We start from the raw sequence: 15,673 nt of genomic DNA, 5'->3' as shown, positions 1-15,673 counted from the left end.
GCTTCTATAACTTGGTAAACATGATTGAGATTAGCATCATAATTAACATTAACACTGACAACTGCTTCACTATATCTAGAATAGTTAATAATGCTACCAATTTCACCATTACGAATAATATAGTCCTTATCCTCAAAACTAATACGAGTAGTTTTCAACTCAATAGCAGTAACATAACCTTTGATATCATCAAGCTCCACAAAATCACCAACTAAGTAGTAACCTTCAAACAAATTAAATAAACCAGCTACCACATCTTCAACAATACTTTGCGCTCCCATACTCACACCCAAACCCAGAATACCAGCACCTGCAAGTACAGGAGTAGGATCGATCCCGACGACACCAAGAATACCAATCATTGCACCAAGATAGACTATATATTTGAGGGTGCTATCAAACAATGGCAAAAGAGTCTCTCTTCTCTTCCTGCTAGTTTCGTCTGACTCTTCGTCATCACTGAGTAACAGTTTTCTCGCTAAAAGTTTCCCTACCTCCTCAATGACACGACTGGTATAAAATATAGCCACAATTTGTATGATTTTAGGACCAATTTTGGCTAAGTAGGAAATGAACTCCAGTTGCTGAAATACTAGACTTGCCATCGACAGGTATATTACATACTCTAGACAACGCTTTGACAAAGGGATGAGATGACTCAAGCTATTATATAAATTTAGTAGTCTGCTAGGACCAGAGTATTTTTCACTTAGAGCTTTTAAGGTCTCAATAATTACAATATTACCTTTAACCAAAAGTATGCCAACTGTAATAATGACATATATTCTGAGACCAATAAACATATACTGGGTAATTAGTTCTGGAAGTTGGATAAATTGAGTGCATAAAGCTAAACTCGATAACCAGAGAATGTTAATTAAGTTCAGACTGAGAAAATCATAAAATGATTCTATACTGTCATCGTTCGCTGTAATATGTTCAAATCTTTTGGTGCGATCGCAGAGATTATCTATTAAACGTTGGAGCAAAGGTTGAGTTCCAGCTAATAAGAATAGCAACAACAAACTTCTACCTGCTCCCATACCCAAATTCACCCAAAATTCTTCAGGTATACTGTTAATAAATGACTTTGTGTATTCTAATAAGTTTTCTCCCTGATATATGAGCCAACTATTGAGTCCTAATATGAGTATACCGAATAATGCACTACCTATAGTTAATGCAGCTCGGGTACTCATTTGGATTTTCTGCATTGTGATTTTAATTTTCTTGCTAGAAGTAGCTTTAATTAGTTGTGCAAAAATTTGTTTAACTAACCAATTAACTGCCACAAAAATCAAGAGTATTAGACCAATTTCTCCTATAATAACTAAAAAGTTTTGTACTGCTAACATTTTTTAAGTCTCCTAAAATAATGAATAATGAATAATGAATAATTAAACCATCTCTAATTAGGGTTTGCTGATTAAAGATGAAAGTATTTACATTCTAATAGTTATAGCATTTTTAGGTATGGAAAAAGTGCAAGCTTTTAGGTCTTAATTCTCAAAATTATAGGATTTTTAGCTAATTATTTCCAAAAAATCAAGGGATAATTCTGACCACTAACTTCTCACTCACTCCAGCTAAATTATGACTTCTGACTTCCCCTCCTGGGAGGGGTTATGGGTGGGTTTAATCCTGACTTATCCCCCTTTCTAAAAGACTTTTTTAGTAAGCCCTAATTATCAATTATCTATGGATAAAACAGGATACTTTAATGCTGATTATTAGACGACTCCCAAAATCAAAAATAAAATCAACGACTTATCTCTATTGCCTATTGCTTATTCCCTGCTCCTTGTTCCTTGTTCCCTCTTTCCAATTGAGTAGTAACTGCCCGATAGTTAATTCGATAAAGGTCTAATTTTTCTAAAGCTTCAGGAGCAACAAAAGCATCTGGAGGTATTTGTTGAAGTAAATTTATAGCCTCTTGCCATTTAGTTTGAGCTTCTTGCCAAACATCTAAAGGATGAGGTGGATTTTGCACAATTGTACTTGCTTCTATAGCTGACTTTTTAGCAGTAAATAATTTAGAAGTTGCCGTTTTTTCAAGAATTAGTTTTTCGCGGAGATTCTGATAATCTTGACGGTAAATTGCCAAGAGTTTATTAGCTTCTTTTTTGACAGTAGTATCTTTAGGAATTTCTTCTAATAATTTAATTGATTCTAATAAGTCTGTTTCTGCTTCTTCCCAAGTAGCTAAAGGTAGTGGAGGATATCTAATTGTTCTTTTAGATGTGGCAGATAGTCTTTTTGCTTCTTTGATATCTTTTTCAGCTTGCTGTTGTTCTAAAAGAGCTTTTTCTTCTGGAGAAACAATAACTATTTTTTGACTTGCTTGTAGAGCATATACAACTATTCCTACCTCTATCATTAAAATAGATGTTAACAAGATGATAAAGAGCTTCTGGGAAAACATTTTTTCCTCATAAATTTCTTCTTCTTGTTGTTCTGCTTTGATTTTTTCTAGTAATTCTTCCGAATCTAAACTTTTTTCAAATTCATGTAAAAATTGATTTTTTTCCATAGCTAATTAGTTATCAATTATCAGTATTTTCTATAACTATACCATTCCTAAATAAGTTCTAACATTTTATCCAACGGGGTTTGGTATCCCAATCTGATTTATATTAGAGTTGGGAGACCAAACCCCTACAATTTTCTGTCACAAATTATTTATAATTATCATAATAACTTATCAATTCTCAGAAATTTATTCTTCTGGTACTGCTTTGATTTTTCCTAGTAATTCTTCCCAATCTAAACTTTTTTCAAATTCATCTAAAAGTTGATTTTTTTACATAGCTAATCAATTATCAGTTATCAGTATTTTCTATAACTATACCATTCCTAAATAAGTTCTAACATTTGCTCCAACGGGGTTGGGTTTCCCAATCTCATTTATGTTAGGGTTGGGAGACCAAACCCCTACAATTTTTCTGTCACAAATTATTTATAATTATCATAATAACTTATCAATTCTCAGAAATTTATTCTTCTAGTTCTGCTTTGATTTTTCCTAGTAATTCTTCCCAATCTAAACTTTTTTCAAATTCATCTAAAAATTGATTTTTTTCCATATCTTTTACAGCTATACCAGTCCTAAATAATTTTTAATATTTGAACCAACGGGGTTGGGTTTCCCAATCTCATTTATGTTAGGGTTGGGAGACCAAACCCCTACAATTTTTCTGTCACAAATCATTTAATATCACTATAATCAGCGATTAATTTTTAGTACCTTTTACTTAATTTTTACTGAATTAGGAGGCAAGAAAATGACGGATTTTTTCCCAGACTTCCCACACTCCCCAAACTTCCTATTTTTTAACTAGAAACACTTGTATAATAGCGCAAAGCCAGTCGCAAAAATTGAATAGAAGCAAAAAATAATCCACCTGCTAAAACAAAAGAACCTAATATCCAACTACCTCCAACCCTCCCTAATATAGCTTGAGCTGGTACAGTAGTTAAAAATGCCACTGGTACAAGAAAAGTAAAAAAGAAACGATAAGCATTAGGGTAAGCACCCATTCGATATCTTCCTGCTTCTAATAAACCTCTGAGGACTTCTGTTACATTATAAATTTTGACGAACCAAATACTGGTAGAACCCAACATAAACCAGAGACTATAAAGAATAATTATTCCACAGAACAGTGGCATTATACTGAATAAATAATCGCTTAATCTTAACCCTAGTTTATTACCAGTATATCCTAACAGAAAAGTACCAAAAATTATATCTGGTATTCCCCAGGGAGAAACTGTTCGAGTAGAAAGCCAAAATTGACTACTAATAGGTTTAAGGAGAACAAAATCTAGAGTACCTTCTTGTACCTGTTCCACTATTCGATTCAAATTAGGAATTAAAAAAGTTGCGGAAAGACCTTGTAAAATAGTAAAAATTGCGAGAATAATTAAAGCTTCTTCCCAACTCCAACCTTCAAATTTGTAGCCAGTTCTATAAAATAGAAATAAACCAAATAAGCTACCAAATAAACTGCCAATACTACTAATAGCTGCAATAATAAAATTGAAGCGATATTCTAATTCAGCAGCGATCGCTGCCCCCAAAATAATTTTAATATTTGTAAGTATCGTTTCATTTTGATTTGACTTTACTTTTCAATTTACTAATATTTTCAATCATATAGCAATCCTATTTTATTTGTGTCAAAAATTTAGTTATTTTTAGGGAACAGGGAACAGGTAAGAGTTTCAGTTTTCTATCCCCCCTGCCCCCCTTTCAAAGGGGGGATAATTAACAATAAAGTCTTCTTTTCAAAGGAAAATATCTCAAAAAAAGCCCCCTTTCCAAAGGGAAACATCTCAAAAAAAACTCCCCCTTTCAAAGGGGGATTTAAGGGGATAAAGGGTTGGGAAACCCCACCCCTACATATTTACTTTTAATTATTTATCCAACAAAACAGTGGGAGTATTTTGCTCCCTTACTCTTAAAAAAGCCCCAAAGGAAAATATCTCAAAAAAAGCCCCCCTTCCAAAGAGAAACATCTCAAAAAAAACTCCCCCTTTCAAAGGGGGATTTAGGGGTATTTTCAAAGGGTTTGGAGACCCAACCCCTACATATATTTTATCCAACAAAACAGTGGGAGTATTTTCTTTCTTCCTCCTTCCTTCTTGCTTCCTAACTTGAAGTTAAAAGTACAAAATCTGTCACCTTACCTCCACAATAGCTTCGCCAATGTTCTGATATTTGAAAAAACCGTTCATTTGGCTGAATTTGATTTATAAATGGTAAACTTTCTAAACAATAACTTTTCTGTGGACCAGGTTGATTTTTTCTCAGATTAGCAACTAAATTTTCCATAAATTCATAACCATCACAAAAAGCATTTGGTGGATTACCTATCTCTCCATCACCATAAGCTTTTCCAGCCAGATAGATTACATTGTGATAAAAAGAATGTGAGTCCATTCTATCTAAATGTCTGCGTAATTTTAAAGGTGATGGTGCAATTAAATATACATTTTCACAGTCAGGTTCAGCATACATTAATTCATCCCAATTTTTATAAGACTTTAGGGTTTCTCTTGATTCTAATTCATAACCTAAAGCAAACTGTATTTCATCTAATAATTCTCCTTCCCAAGAATCTTGAGCTATTCTATCAAGCCAGTCTTCAATAATATTATAAAATTCTATATCAGACAAAGAAAGCAATGCTTCCTTAACGGCATCAGTATGTAGTTTGGTTTTGATTTTCATGGTCTTACTTCCTTTTTTGTTGGTTCGATTGATTTTGATTTCGATTTAGTTTAGTTAATTAGCTTTTCTTAGGGATATATCCTTCAGGATTCATTAATCAATATTTGACAGTATTCTACTTGTATAGAAAGCAAAAAATAATGATTTTATAACTTTTCTATATGATTGAGTTATATTCTGGATATTTGGTCTATAATTTTGAGGCACGTCCTTTGAGTCCGGCCTCTTACTTTCCTCTAGTCTATTGTTGTGATACAATGACTATGGATTTTTTTGATCCCTATTAGTAAATCGCTTAAGATTTCTGTATGACTTTCTAGTAAGTTGGGAAATTGTATCAGTAATTATGCAATTACTCCAATTTTCCACTCTCATCTACTCGGAACCCATCAACTACTTTTTGTTGATAAAAGGGTTGTCGAGGAAGTTACTTATGTGTCAAAACTCTAAATATAGTATATAAACAAATTTTTGTAAATCCAAACCTTTGAGTAGATTTTCAACTGCCTTAACATTTTGTTACATAGTGACGTTTATTTGCATCTACCTACTTAACGATCAATGATTCCTAGTATTTTCATTTGAAATGCGAAAACCGAGTTCCCTTATCTTTAATCAGCAGAGCAATAATTATGAATTATCCATTATTAATTATTAATTAATACAGGAGTTATGCAAAGAAACCAGGTTTCTACAGTAAATCATTGTTTTTGACAATAAATATCCACGCTCGTACCGGGTTTCTGGGTTCGCCTGCGTAAGTTGTATATTAATCATATCCCCAAATTGGAATAATATTAGTAATTTATCTGCTATTGCTGGGATCCGTACTTTTCTTAACTTTTTTCTGGAAAAAGAAATAGAAGAGTTAGAAGAAAAAAATAAATCCGATGAATAATTATAGATGGTTGTGCATCAGTCCCTATCATCAAAAATCCGTTGTATAAACCCCCATTGTCCAAATCCAATCCAGGCATGGGGGAATAAATTTTGTCAAAGTTGTGGAACTCCGCTTCTACTAAACGATCGCTATATACCCTTGCGACGAATCAGTACAGGTGGATTTGCTAAAATATACACTGTTTGGGACAAAAAAAACCAAACCGAGCGTATTCTCAAAGTATTAGTCGAAACTTCCCCTAAAGCTCTGGAACTATTCGACCAAGAAGCTTCAGTGTTAGCTAGCTTAAATCATTCAGGTATTCCCAAAGTAGAACCAGACAACTATTTTTACCTCCGCAGGCGAAATAGTCACTCAGCAAATGGCCATTCTAACCAACTATTTTTACCCTGCCTGGTTATGGAAAAAATAGATGGTTGTACCCTAGAAGATATAGTAGAAAAACACCCCCAAGGATGTCCTGATATTTTTGTCATTGACTGGCTTTTTCAAGCTGTACAAATTTTATTGGAACTGCACCGCCGGAAAATTATCCACAGAGATATTAAACCATCTAATTTAATGTTGCGAGGAGTGGAAGTTTCTTCCCTAACAAAATTATCCCGGAGCTTTTTTCATCATCAAAGAAAAAATCAAGGTCAATTAGTAATTATTGACTTTGGCGGAGTCAAACAAATAGATAATTATAAAATTCAACCTAGAGAAACTGTGGCCCAACGCAGTACAACTCGGTTAATTTCTCCTGGATATAGTCCCCCAGAACAAATTACTGGAGAGGAAATAGGTCCTTTTACAGATTTTTATGCTTTAGGTCGCACTTTTATTCATTTATTAACTGGTCAATATCCAGCGGAACTGGAAGACCCCTCTACTGGTGAACTGAAATGGCGAGAGTTAAAACCTGTTAATCCAGCTTTGGCTGACTTGTTAGATGATATGGTTCGTTTAGATGCCGCCCAACGACCAGCTACCGCAGCAGAAGTTCAAGTCCGTTTGGCTAAAATTTATCGACAGGAAAGGAGGTCTCTGGGAATATCTGCTGTTTGGGCAAAAGTGCAAAATTTATTGCAGCCTCAGTTGCTCACTTTGGGGGAGAATATTGGTAGACTTTATCGCATTTTCTTCCAAGTTGTTAATCAAATAGTTGCAGGTTCTGTTGATACAACTTGGGGAATGATCGTGGGAGGAGTTGGGGGCGGTGTGGGAGCGATATTTGGGTTAATTTTAGCTTATTGGTCTGGAGTTGGCGATCGCTTTTCTGATATATTTACTAATTATTGGTTGGTGGTATCAGATGTTCCTTTGAGCATTAGTCGGGAAATCATAGTTTTTGGTTTAGCAGGTTTGGGAATGGGAGTTGGTTTAACTGATGTGGGAAGTTTTGGTCAGCGTCGTCATTATTTGCCAGCTGCATTGATGGGAATGACAGGTTATGTTTTGGGTAGGTTATGTTGGCAATTTTCTCAAGCTGCTAGCAGTGTTTACACGACAACAGAGGATTTAATTATTTTAGAAGTGATGGGTAAGTTGTCTGTGGGGATCGCAACTGGTTTTACTACTTTGGGTTTGGGTTTAAAGAAGGATCGTTTGGTTTATGGGTTGTTGGTTACTGGTTTGACAGCGATCATTTTTGTTGGTTTGGAACAATTAGATATATTTCCCAAGTTATTTTTAAGGTTTATTTTTCTGAATCAAAATCAACCTAATTTATTACAGTTTTTTGGGAGTATCGCTTTTTTCAGTTTGTTAGGTTGTGTTAGTGGTTTTTGTCTGGGTGTGAGTCACTATATTGTGATTCCTATTTTGCGCAGGTTGGGTTTCTAGGAGAAGGCAGAAGTTGTTTTTGTAAACGTAGTGGCGTGTCAAGCTTAGAATGGTAGGTTAGGAGCGAGCAACAAGTGAAGACCTCTCCCCCAAAGCGCTTCTGGGAAGCGGGTTGGGGGGTTAGGTTTTGCGCCTCACATTTTCAAGCTGGACGCGCCACTACCAGATTTTTTTCTTCTTTTGCTCCTGCTTTAGTGGAGGTTTTGCCAGAAATTGAAGAAATGTTGGTGTAGCGATCGCTTGCCCAATAAGAAGCAGAAGGTTTCATTCCATTTCTATGGAGGAGGTGGGACAACAACTAGGACTTGATTGAGTTTTTTGAGTTAATAAAGAAGTTTCTTTAGAAATTTTCACAAAAGAAAAATTTCCGAAAGAGTGGACAAAAAGTCAAAATACTTTAGGGTTTATTTACTCTGAAAGACTGCGTGGCGATCACCAAGAAAACTTGGAAAAATCAATTGAATATTATCAAAGAGCTTGGCAAATTTTTACTCCCCATAATTACTCATAATTTTATGGGAACACTAAAATGAATTTAGCCAATACTTATCGCGATCGCATCAAAGGTAATCCTGTTAAAAATTTAGAAATAGCTATTGCCACTTACTATAATGTTTTAGAAGTTTTTACTAAAGAAGCATTTCCTGAAAAATGAGCTTCTACCCAAAATAATTTGGGTATGGTATATTCTAAGCTAATACTAGGAAATCCCTACTGGACTGACACAGCTCAAACTGTGCATGATTATTTGTCATTGCCAACGGTGGCGGGTTTGGAGACCAAACCCCTACGGTCTTCAATTCTACCGATACTACCTCCTTCTTCCTTACTGATAACTGATAACTAAAAAAAGAGTTTGTTAAAATATGAATTAGAAGTATTCAGGATTGGAATTTATGTTAAATCTCAAAAATTTGATGAAACTAAGTTTTGTGGGAATTACAGGAGCTACTGTCACCTGTTTCCACCTTTTATTAACTACTTCCCCAGCATTAGCAGATAGTCCATTAACTTCTACGTTTTTTGGTGAAGCTTATCAAGATGTGGAAATTGTGCAACACGTTATTAAAGATGGCTTTGATATCAAAACGATAAACGCTTTAGGCGATCCCGATCTTTCTAATGATGTTAGAGTGGCAATTATTAATCAGTTAATTATGACATCTGTGAAAAAAAATGGTTGGTTTCATAATAATTATTATACGGAAATTTATTTGGGCTACCTATCTATTAAATATGGAATTAAATACACAGAAATTACTCCCTCTATTCTGACAGCAGAAGAGGCATTATCATTAGGTTATTTATTGGCATTTAGACAAAGATTTGCCATTGAAGAAAATTTCCAAATCAGGGATAAAGAACTAGAAATAAATGCCTTAAATTTAACAGATAAAGCATTAACTGAGAACGAAAAAGATTTTGCCGTTGCTGTAATAAATAGCTTAGTTGTGGCGCAAAAGTATTTTCGTGGTGGTATGAATAGTTGGTGTCAGGTTTATCAAACTTTTAATTCTGTAGAACAAGAGTTTAGTTCCGAAAACAGAAATATGCGCCCAGGAGCTGTAGATATTATCAGAAATTACATCAATATTTATCAGAAGTATTGCCAAAATTAAATAAAATGTAAGCATTCAGCTTTTAACTGTTAGCTGACGGCTGAATGCTGGCAACAAAATGATGATCAGAAAACTATTACAAATTAGAAAAATTCTTCTAAATTAATATCATTGTTAAATCCTGATTCTAAATTTTTATCTTCTTTGATTTCTGACTGATTTTCCCTACTATTTACATTATTTTTTTTCTCATTTCCATATTTTGCTCCTGGTTCGGCAGCCAGTTTAGCAGCCGGATTATTAATTCCATAATTAAGTTCTGGTTTGATAATTTTTAACTGTTTAATTTCTGATTTTTCCGTTTTTTTATCTTCAGATTTAACAGATTTTTTGACATTATTTGTTTTCCCATTTCTGTATTTTGCTCCTGGTTCAGCAGCCAGTTTAGCCGCCGGATTATTAACTCCATAATCCGGTTCCGGCCTCACAATTTCTAACTGCTGAAATGCCGATTTTTCCGGTTTTTTATCTTCAGCTTGAGGCGACTTTCTTCGCCTAATTCCACCTCTCCGTCTGCGAGAAGTTTGCTCCTCCGTGGTATTTTCAGTCACAACTTCATACAAAATTGCTAACTTATTTTTATCGCTACCTCGACGCAAAACTCGACCCAATCTTTGAATATATTCTCGTTCGCTACCCGTACCAGACAAAATAATTGCTACCCTCGCATCTGGCACATCAACACCTTCATTTAAAACATGAGAAGCAACAATAGTTTTATATTCCCCAGTCCGAAATTTACTTAAAACTTCATGGCGTTCTTTCACAGGAGTTTGATGAGTAATTGCTGGAATTAAAAAGTCACGAGAAATTCGATAAACCGTAGCATTATCTGCTGTAAAAATTAAAGTCCGTTCTGGGAAATGTTGAGCCAATAAATTAGCAAGAGTTCGTAACTTTCCCTCAGTCCCAAGAGCAATTTCTTTAGCTTGACGATGAGCTAACATCGCTCGACGACCAGCAGCAGAACGAGCACTAGCTATAACAAAATGTTTCCAACCATTCATCCCTCCTAATTTAATATTTGCCTGTTTTAAAAAGTCGTTTCTAATTGTCATTAAATTGTTATATTCTTGCCGTTCCTGTTCCGAAAGTTTAACCATTATTTGTACAATTTTATGGTCAGCTAAAGCAGCACCCGCTAACTCTTCCGGAGTTTTGCTGAAAACAGTAGGTCCGATTAAATGATCTAGGTCCGAATGACGACCATCAGAACGGTTAGGAGTTGCCGTCAAACCCAGACGATAAGGAGCGATCGCATATTCAGCAATGACCCGATAAAAATCAGTAGGTAAGTGGTGACATTCATCGAAAACTAAGAGAGCATATTTATTGCCGATCGCTTCCGCATGAATAGTCGCACTATCATAAGTCGCGACTAAAATGGGGGTTTTATCCCTAGAACCCCCTCCCAGTAACCCCACCTCCACGTCAGGAAAAGCAGCGTTTAAATGAGCATACCATTGGTGCATCAAGTCGAGAGTTGGTACAACCACCAGGGTACTGCGGGGAGTCGCTTGCATTGCCAGTTGTGCCAAATATGTTTTCCCAGAAGCAGTGGGGAGAACCACAACTCCATTTCTACCCGACTGTTTCCAAGCTTTCAAAGCAGCTTCCTGATGAGGATAGGGTGGCATCTCGAAACTAGGAATAAGTTCTAGGGGTGCAAACTCTTTAGCTTTGTCAACAAAATTGATGTTTTCTGCTTTTAAGAGTTCCACTAAAGGGCGATAGTCTATGGCTCGGACTCGGAATTTTTCTACTCTGTCATCCCAGGTAGCGTAGTCTATCCAAGCTTTTCCCTGGGGTGGGGGATGGAGAATGAGAGTGCCGCGATCGAATGAGATAGTTGGTTGACGATACATTATACCTTTTTAATAAAAAAAACAAATCTTAATTCTTAAGCCCTCCTTACCAAGGGGGGTTGGGGGGATAAACTCAGTATAAAGCTTTAACAAATTGGTATTACACTTACTTAAAAATACCCTTGATTTAAAACTTTATTTAGAGATGGATTACTATTATCAATTAATACTTGAATTTTATCAATCATCCTTTGAAAAACATCAGGATAATATTTTGAAGCATCTAAAAATTCTGCATATTCTTGTCTATGAATATGTCTTGCCTCCGGTGTTTTATGTTCTTGTCTAATATTAGCAGAAAGACGCTTTGATTTACGCACTATTAAAACATCATCAATCTGAGTTGATACAATAGAAACTGGTGTCATATCTAGAAATTCACAAATCAAAAAGTATAGAGAACCAGGAACAGCTATTTTTAAATCTTTGCTAGTAGCAACTGCTTCTTGAAACATGGTTTTATCTAAATTAGTTTTGCATTCTGCACATATATAACCAAGGTGGGATTCGATTAGTTTATAATCTTGAAAATTTGCGTCTAAAGATGTTTTTAAGTATAATTTTTTGCCTAAAATAAAGTCTTGATCTTTAGACCTAATAGATGGTTGACCACCTATACCAGAATTAGTTAAAGATGACAAAAACTCAGCCCAGAAAATGTATTTCTCGGACCTAACTCAAAAGAATCATCTATTCCTTGCAAGCTTCGGAATACAAGTTGAGGTAAAAACTCTTCTAAAATTGTATTATCTAATTTTAATTGTCCTTTCTGTCTGTAAAGAAAATTTTCTGAGCTATCAAATATTAAATCTAGTTCAATAAAACGTTTGTATTTATTTGTAGCTGCTACTAATTTTTAGACAGTATTAGTTTGACCACTTTTAACCAATTTTAATTCATCTATCCAGTGATGGTATTTCCTGATAGCTTCTTCTAATCTATCTCGGTCAGAATCAGGTAAGCGAGGATTATTTAAACAAGCTATTAACTTTGAATAATGTGGTTGGGTAAATTCAGGCATAATTTTATTTTTTACTGTTTTTTTGGTAATAATTTTTTTGATCTTTTCAGGTACATCTCTCACAGGCAAGATGCCTGTATTACAAAGATTTTATCGTGGGAATCTGCTGTAAATTTAACTTCGGCGTTCTTTCTAAATATGGAACTTTTCCAATAGAATTTTCTAACAACTTATAATTTTGGCTTGAAACTACAGATATAGCATTTTTTAAAGCATCTATCGCAACTTCTCTCGCTACATTATCTATAAACTCTATCGTTAATTCTGGTTTTAAATTGTAGAAGTTAATTAAATCTTCCCTAATAATTTTTCCAAACTTATTTTTAAAACTGCGCTTTTGTCTTAAAACTTTCCTATACAAACCAGACTCAATAGCAATCCTCTCAATAATATCAGCATTATAAAAAGGAACTCCTAATACATTTGATTCATACCCAACAACAAAAACTAAACGAGCATCTTTTTTGCATACTCTTGAAAGCTCTTTTAAAGTCTCTGCTATATCCAGACAATATTGAACCACAGTATAAAAACGATTTCCTCTATTTGCCCTATTTGAACCAATTTCTGATTTAGCAATTTTGAGCAAATCCCATCCTAACATTTCCGCAGCTTTTCTATAATTTTGATGATAATTAAACACATTAATATAAGGTGGTGAAGTTACAACAAAATCTATTTTATTATCTGAAATCGGGAGTAATCTGGCATCAGATAAATAAGCTTTTATCGTTTTACTGGAGTTTGGTAAATTTTGAATCAGTTTTACTAATTCATAAAATTTACTTTGAATTAACTCATTAGTAATATTAGATTTTTCTCCATCAACTAAAATTATCAAAATATCAAATATTTCCTTGGCATTTTTATCTAATTTATCCCTAACATTTGAAACTTTTTCTGGTAAACATTCAACCTCTTTTTCATGGTCAAATAATATTCTTATGGGAAACTCTTTATCTAAAATTTTTCTTACTTGACTTAAAAGTTCTTTTTTCTGAGGTTGATTAATCAACTCATAAATTTTCCCAAAAATCCAAGCGACAGGATTAATATCACATCCATAAGCTTCTAGAGAAAAAGAGCCAGCTTCTAATAAAACAGTTCCACTACCAGCAAAAGGATCGAGAACAACTGAATTTGGTAAACAATAAACTTTGAGAATAGTCTCGATTAGCTCTGGAGAAAATTGACCTCTCCAGGTAAATAAATTACTTCTTTTTTTATTAGTAATATCTAGAATTTTTTGGGAAATAGGTCGGTCAAATTCTGCCAATTATTACTATCCTTTTAATTAAAGATAAGACTTATGTAGAAACCATGTAGATTGACTAAATTTCGTGAGAACGAATAATAATTAGGTCAATAAACCAGGTTTCTCTTTTGGGTCCATGAGTAATGCCTTTCACAGTCTAAATTTTATCATAAAATACGGATTTTGATATTTGTAAAGCTTTATAATCAAGAGCGATCACTATCTTTCCACCAGTTATAAGTTAAAATAACAAAAACAGGACTTACGCATGAACGCTATTGGTAGGGTGCGTTAGCCGTAGACTAACAGACCAAAACTCTATATATAGTGCCTCCCGTGTAAGTCCTAAAAAAAATTTATGGCTGGGAATATTTACTCTTATTAGTAATGAATCTACAAAATACTTGCACTACTAACAAACAAACCACATACGATATTGTGGGAAAATATAACCAGGATCGGATTAACGGTTTTGATGAGGACTTTCTACAATCATTTGTTAAGCTTCTAAATTTAGAAAATGCAGAGAATGTACTAGATGCAATGGGTGGAAATGGAAACTTGACTCATCGCATGGTTGACTACTGTTTACGTCAGAATATCAATCTTCCTGGCATTACTTTGCTTGAATATTCTTCTGTACAGACTGACTTAGCACGTTCTTATATTGATGTAGACGGAGTTAATATCATCAACGGAGATGTACTTTCCATGAGAGATATCCAGTCTGGAGAGAAATTACCAATAAATTGCTTTGATCGTGTTGTTATTAAGAGTGGAACTCACGAAATTTCTGCCCAAAAACAGCATCAGCTATATACTAATTTGTTTCAAGCGCTTAAACCTAGTGGGATGTTTATTAATCCTGGTTTTCTTTTCGATGATATTCAAGAAAGGGATGAATTTCGAGAAATAACTAGGGTAAAGGATAGTTTAATAGGAGCGATGGATGCTGTTGCAAATCGACATTTTTTGATGCGCCAAGAATTTTATCAGTTTCTTCAGGATGCAGGATTCAAAAATGTGGAAGGAAAGATTTCTTTTGAATATCTTATCTCTTCAGAAGTAGTTGATCGAGAGTATTTATCGCCAAGGAAATTAGAGGGAGCGATCGCTAAAATTCTAGATGCACAAACTCAGGCAATAGTTCTACAACAACACGGACGCATATTATTTGATGGCAATAAAAGTATTATGCGTCTTCCTGGAGAAATAACTGTTGCGCTAAAGTCTTAAGAGGAAAACGTTACTACCGTAATAATTATTTACACTCTCAAAAATTAACATTTTCTATCATATTGTATGATGGTAGTGGCAGTCAAAAATTAAAAATGGAACATTAAACTATGTCTGATATAGAACAAGATTCTAAGTTGTGGTTGGTTGATGAAATGTATGGCTTCAAAAGTGTCCCATCACCTAAAGACCATGAAACTATTATCAAATCAGTTCTTATTTGTTCTAAAGCAGATGGGGTACTAGCACCAGAAGAAAGAAATTGGATTGTTGGTCGTGCTGCTGCACTCCGCAGTAATGGATATGAATTAGCTCAAACTTACCAAGCGGATGAGGATGTAATTGATGTTTTAAGTCAAGCAGATGCTGTCAATAATGCTGGTCGTCGTACAGTTATTTATCTGGCGATTAAGACTTGTAGCGCTGATGGAGAATTACACCCAGATGAAATGGCTAAAATTTACCAAATAGCAGAAAAACTAGGGTTGGAAAAAGAAGTTGTGGATTCTCTCAAGGAAATTTGTGTTGAAGAAGCTCAGGTGCGAGAAAAACGGATAGGTCTGTTGTTCCCTGATGGCGCTCCTTACTAAACTCAAGCGTTAGTTCCTGAATCTAGAGTTTCCTGTCTCAACTACAACTAATCTGAGAATGGAAACCGACTCTAATATTTACATAAACCCCAACCTCATACACAAAAGTAGGGGCGGGTTTCATTGAGA

The 15,673-nt window shown here is 34.6% G+C and carries 13 protein-coding genes and 2 pseudogenes; 6 read left to right on the top strand and 9 right to left on the bottom strand.

Annotated elements, in window-relative coordinates:
• The 4 genes and pseudogenes from VKJ25_RS05745 to VKJ25_RS05730 form a co-directional block, all read right to left on the bottom strand.
• The coding region (locus VKJ25_RS05745; protein WP_324235666.1) for a mechanosensitive ion channel family protein at positions 1-1,355 on the bottom strand (1,355 nt) is incomplete at its 3' end.
• 425 nt (positions 1,356-1,780) lie between these two features.
• Positions 1,781-2,530, bottom strand: a complete 750-nt coding sequence (locus VKJ25_RS05740; RefSeq protein WP_324235665.1) for a hypothetical protein — start codon at positions 2,528-2,530, stop codon at positions 1,781-1,783.
• An 800-nt stretch (positions 2,531-3,330) separates the two neighbouring features.
• A pseudogene (locus tag VKJ25_RS05735) lies at positions 3,331-4,112 on the bottom strand (ABC transporter permease).
• Positions 4,113-4,651: 539 nt separating this feature from the next.
• Positions 4,652-5,233, bottom strand: coding sequence for a hypothetical protein (locus VKJ25_RS05730; protein WP_324235664.1), 582 nt, complete (start codon positions 5,231-5,233; stop codon positions 4,652-4,654).
• Positions 5,234-5,933: 700 nt separating this feature from the next.
• On the opposite strand from VKJ25_RS05730, the gene VKJ25_RS24460 reads away from it, so the two are divergent.
• Together VKJ25_RS24460 and VKJ25_RS05725 are read left to right on the top strand one after the other, a co-directional pair.
• The gene (locus VKJ25_RS24460; protein ID WP_375340303.1) at positions 5,934-6,131 is read left to right on the top strand and encodes a DUF1622 domain-containing protein; all 198 of its coding nucleotides are present in this window, start codon (positions 5,934-5,936) and stop codon (positions 6,129-6,131) included.
• A 6-nt stretch (positions 6,132-6,137) separates the two neighbouring features.
• Positions 6,138-7,958 carry a protein kinase domain-containing protein gene (locus VKJ25_RS05725; RefSeq protein ID WP_375340302.1) on the top strand — a complete coding sequence of 607 codons (1,821 nt, stop codon included), beginning with the start codon at positions 6,138-6,140 and terminating at the stop codon, positions 7,956-7,958.
• 142 nt (positions 7,959-8,100) lie between these two features.
• Here the strand turns inward: VKJ25_RS05725 and VKJ25_RS05720 are convergent, their stop codons facing one another.
• The gene (locus VKJ25_RS05720) at positions 8,101-8,226 is read right to left on the bottom strand and encodes a hypothetical protein (RefSeq protein WP_324235662.1); all 126 of its coding nucleotides are present in this window, start codon (positions 8,224-8,226) and stop codon (positions 8,101-8,103) included.
• A 261-nt stretch (positions 8,227-8,487) separates the two neighbouring features.
• Here VKJ25_RS05720 and VKJ25_RS05715 point away from each other — a divergent pair, with 261 nt between their 5' ends.
• Together VKJ25_RS05715 and VKJ25_RS05710 are read left to right on the top strand one after the other, a co-directional pair.
• Positions 8,488-8,613, top strand: coding sequence for a hypothetical protein (locus VKJ25_RS05715; RefSeq protein WP_324235661.1), 126 nt, complete (start codon positions 8,488-8,490; stop codon positions 8,611-8,613).
• 241 nt (positions 8,614-8,854) lie between these two features.
• Complete coding sequence (locus VKJ25_RS05710; protein ID WP_324235660.1) at positions 8,855-9,577, top strand: hypothetical protein; 723 nt, start codon at positions 8,855-8,857, stop codon at positions 9,575-9,577.
• Positions 9,578-9,660: 83 nt separating this feature from the next.
• On the opposite strand, the gene VKJ25_RS05705 is transcribed toward VKJ25_RS05710, so the two are convergent.
• The 4 genes and pseudogenes from VKJ25_RS05705 to VKJ25_RS05690 all read right to left on the bottom strand — a co-directional run bounded on the left by VKJ25_RS05705 (position 9,661) and on the right by VKJ25_RS05690 (position 13,739).
• Complete coding sequence (locus VKJ25_RS05705; protein ID WP_324235659.1) at positions 9,661-11,442, bottom strand: DEAD/DEAH box helicase; 1,782 nt, start codon at positions 11,440-11,442, stop codon at positions 9,661-9,663.
• A gap of 110 nt (positions 11,443-11,552) precedes the next feature.
• A pseudogene (locus VKJ25_RS05700) lies at positions 11,553-12,145 on the bottom strand (Bpu10I family restriction endonuclease).
• Positions 12,146-12,298: 153 nt separating this feature from the next.
• Positions 12,299-12,463 (bottom strand): hypothetical protein, encoded by a 165-nt coding sequence (locus VKJ25_RS05695; RefSeq protein ID WP_324235658.1) that lies wholly within the window; start codon positions 12,461-12,463, stop codon positions 12,299-12,301.
• Between the two features lie 79 nt (positions 12,464-12,542).
• Complete coding sequence (locus tag VKJ25_RS05690) at positions 12,543-13,739, bottom strand: DNA methyltransferase (protein WP_324235657.1); 1,197 nt, start codon at positions 13,737-13,739, stop codon at positions 12,543-12,545.
• Positions 13,740-14,105: 366 nt separating this feature from the next.
• Between VKJ25_RS05690 and VKJ25_RS05685 the strand changes: the two genes are divergently transcribed.
• Both VKJ25_RS05685 and VKJ25_RS05680 read left to right on the top strand, forming a co-directional pair.
• Positions 14,106-14,954, top strand: a complete 849-nt coding sequence (locus VKJ25_RS05685; protein WP_324235656.1) for a hypothetical protein — start codon at positions 14,106-14,108, stop codon at positions 14,952-14,954.
• Between the two features lie 110 nt (positions 14,955-15,064).
• Positions 15,065-15,544 (top strand): TerB family tellurite resistance protein, encoded by a 480-nt coding sequence (locus VKJ25_RS05680; protein WP_324235655.1) that lies wholly within the window; start codon positions 15,065-15,067, stop codon positions 15,542-15,544.
• The last annotated feature ends 129 nt before the right edge of the window (positions 15,545-15,673 follow it).

This window comes from Okeania sp. (genome assembly GCF_035285525.1).
Taxonomy (GTDB): domain Bacteria; phylum Cyanobacteriota; class Cyanobacteriia; order Cyanobacteriales; family Microcoleaceae; genus Trichodesmium.
Note: the sequence above shows the minus strand (reverse complement) of the source record. Positions and strands in the feature narration are given on the sequence as shown.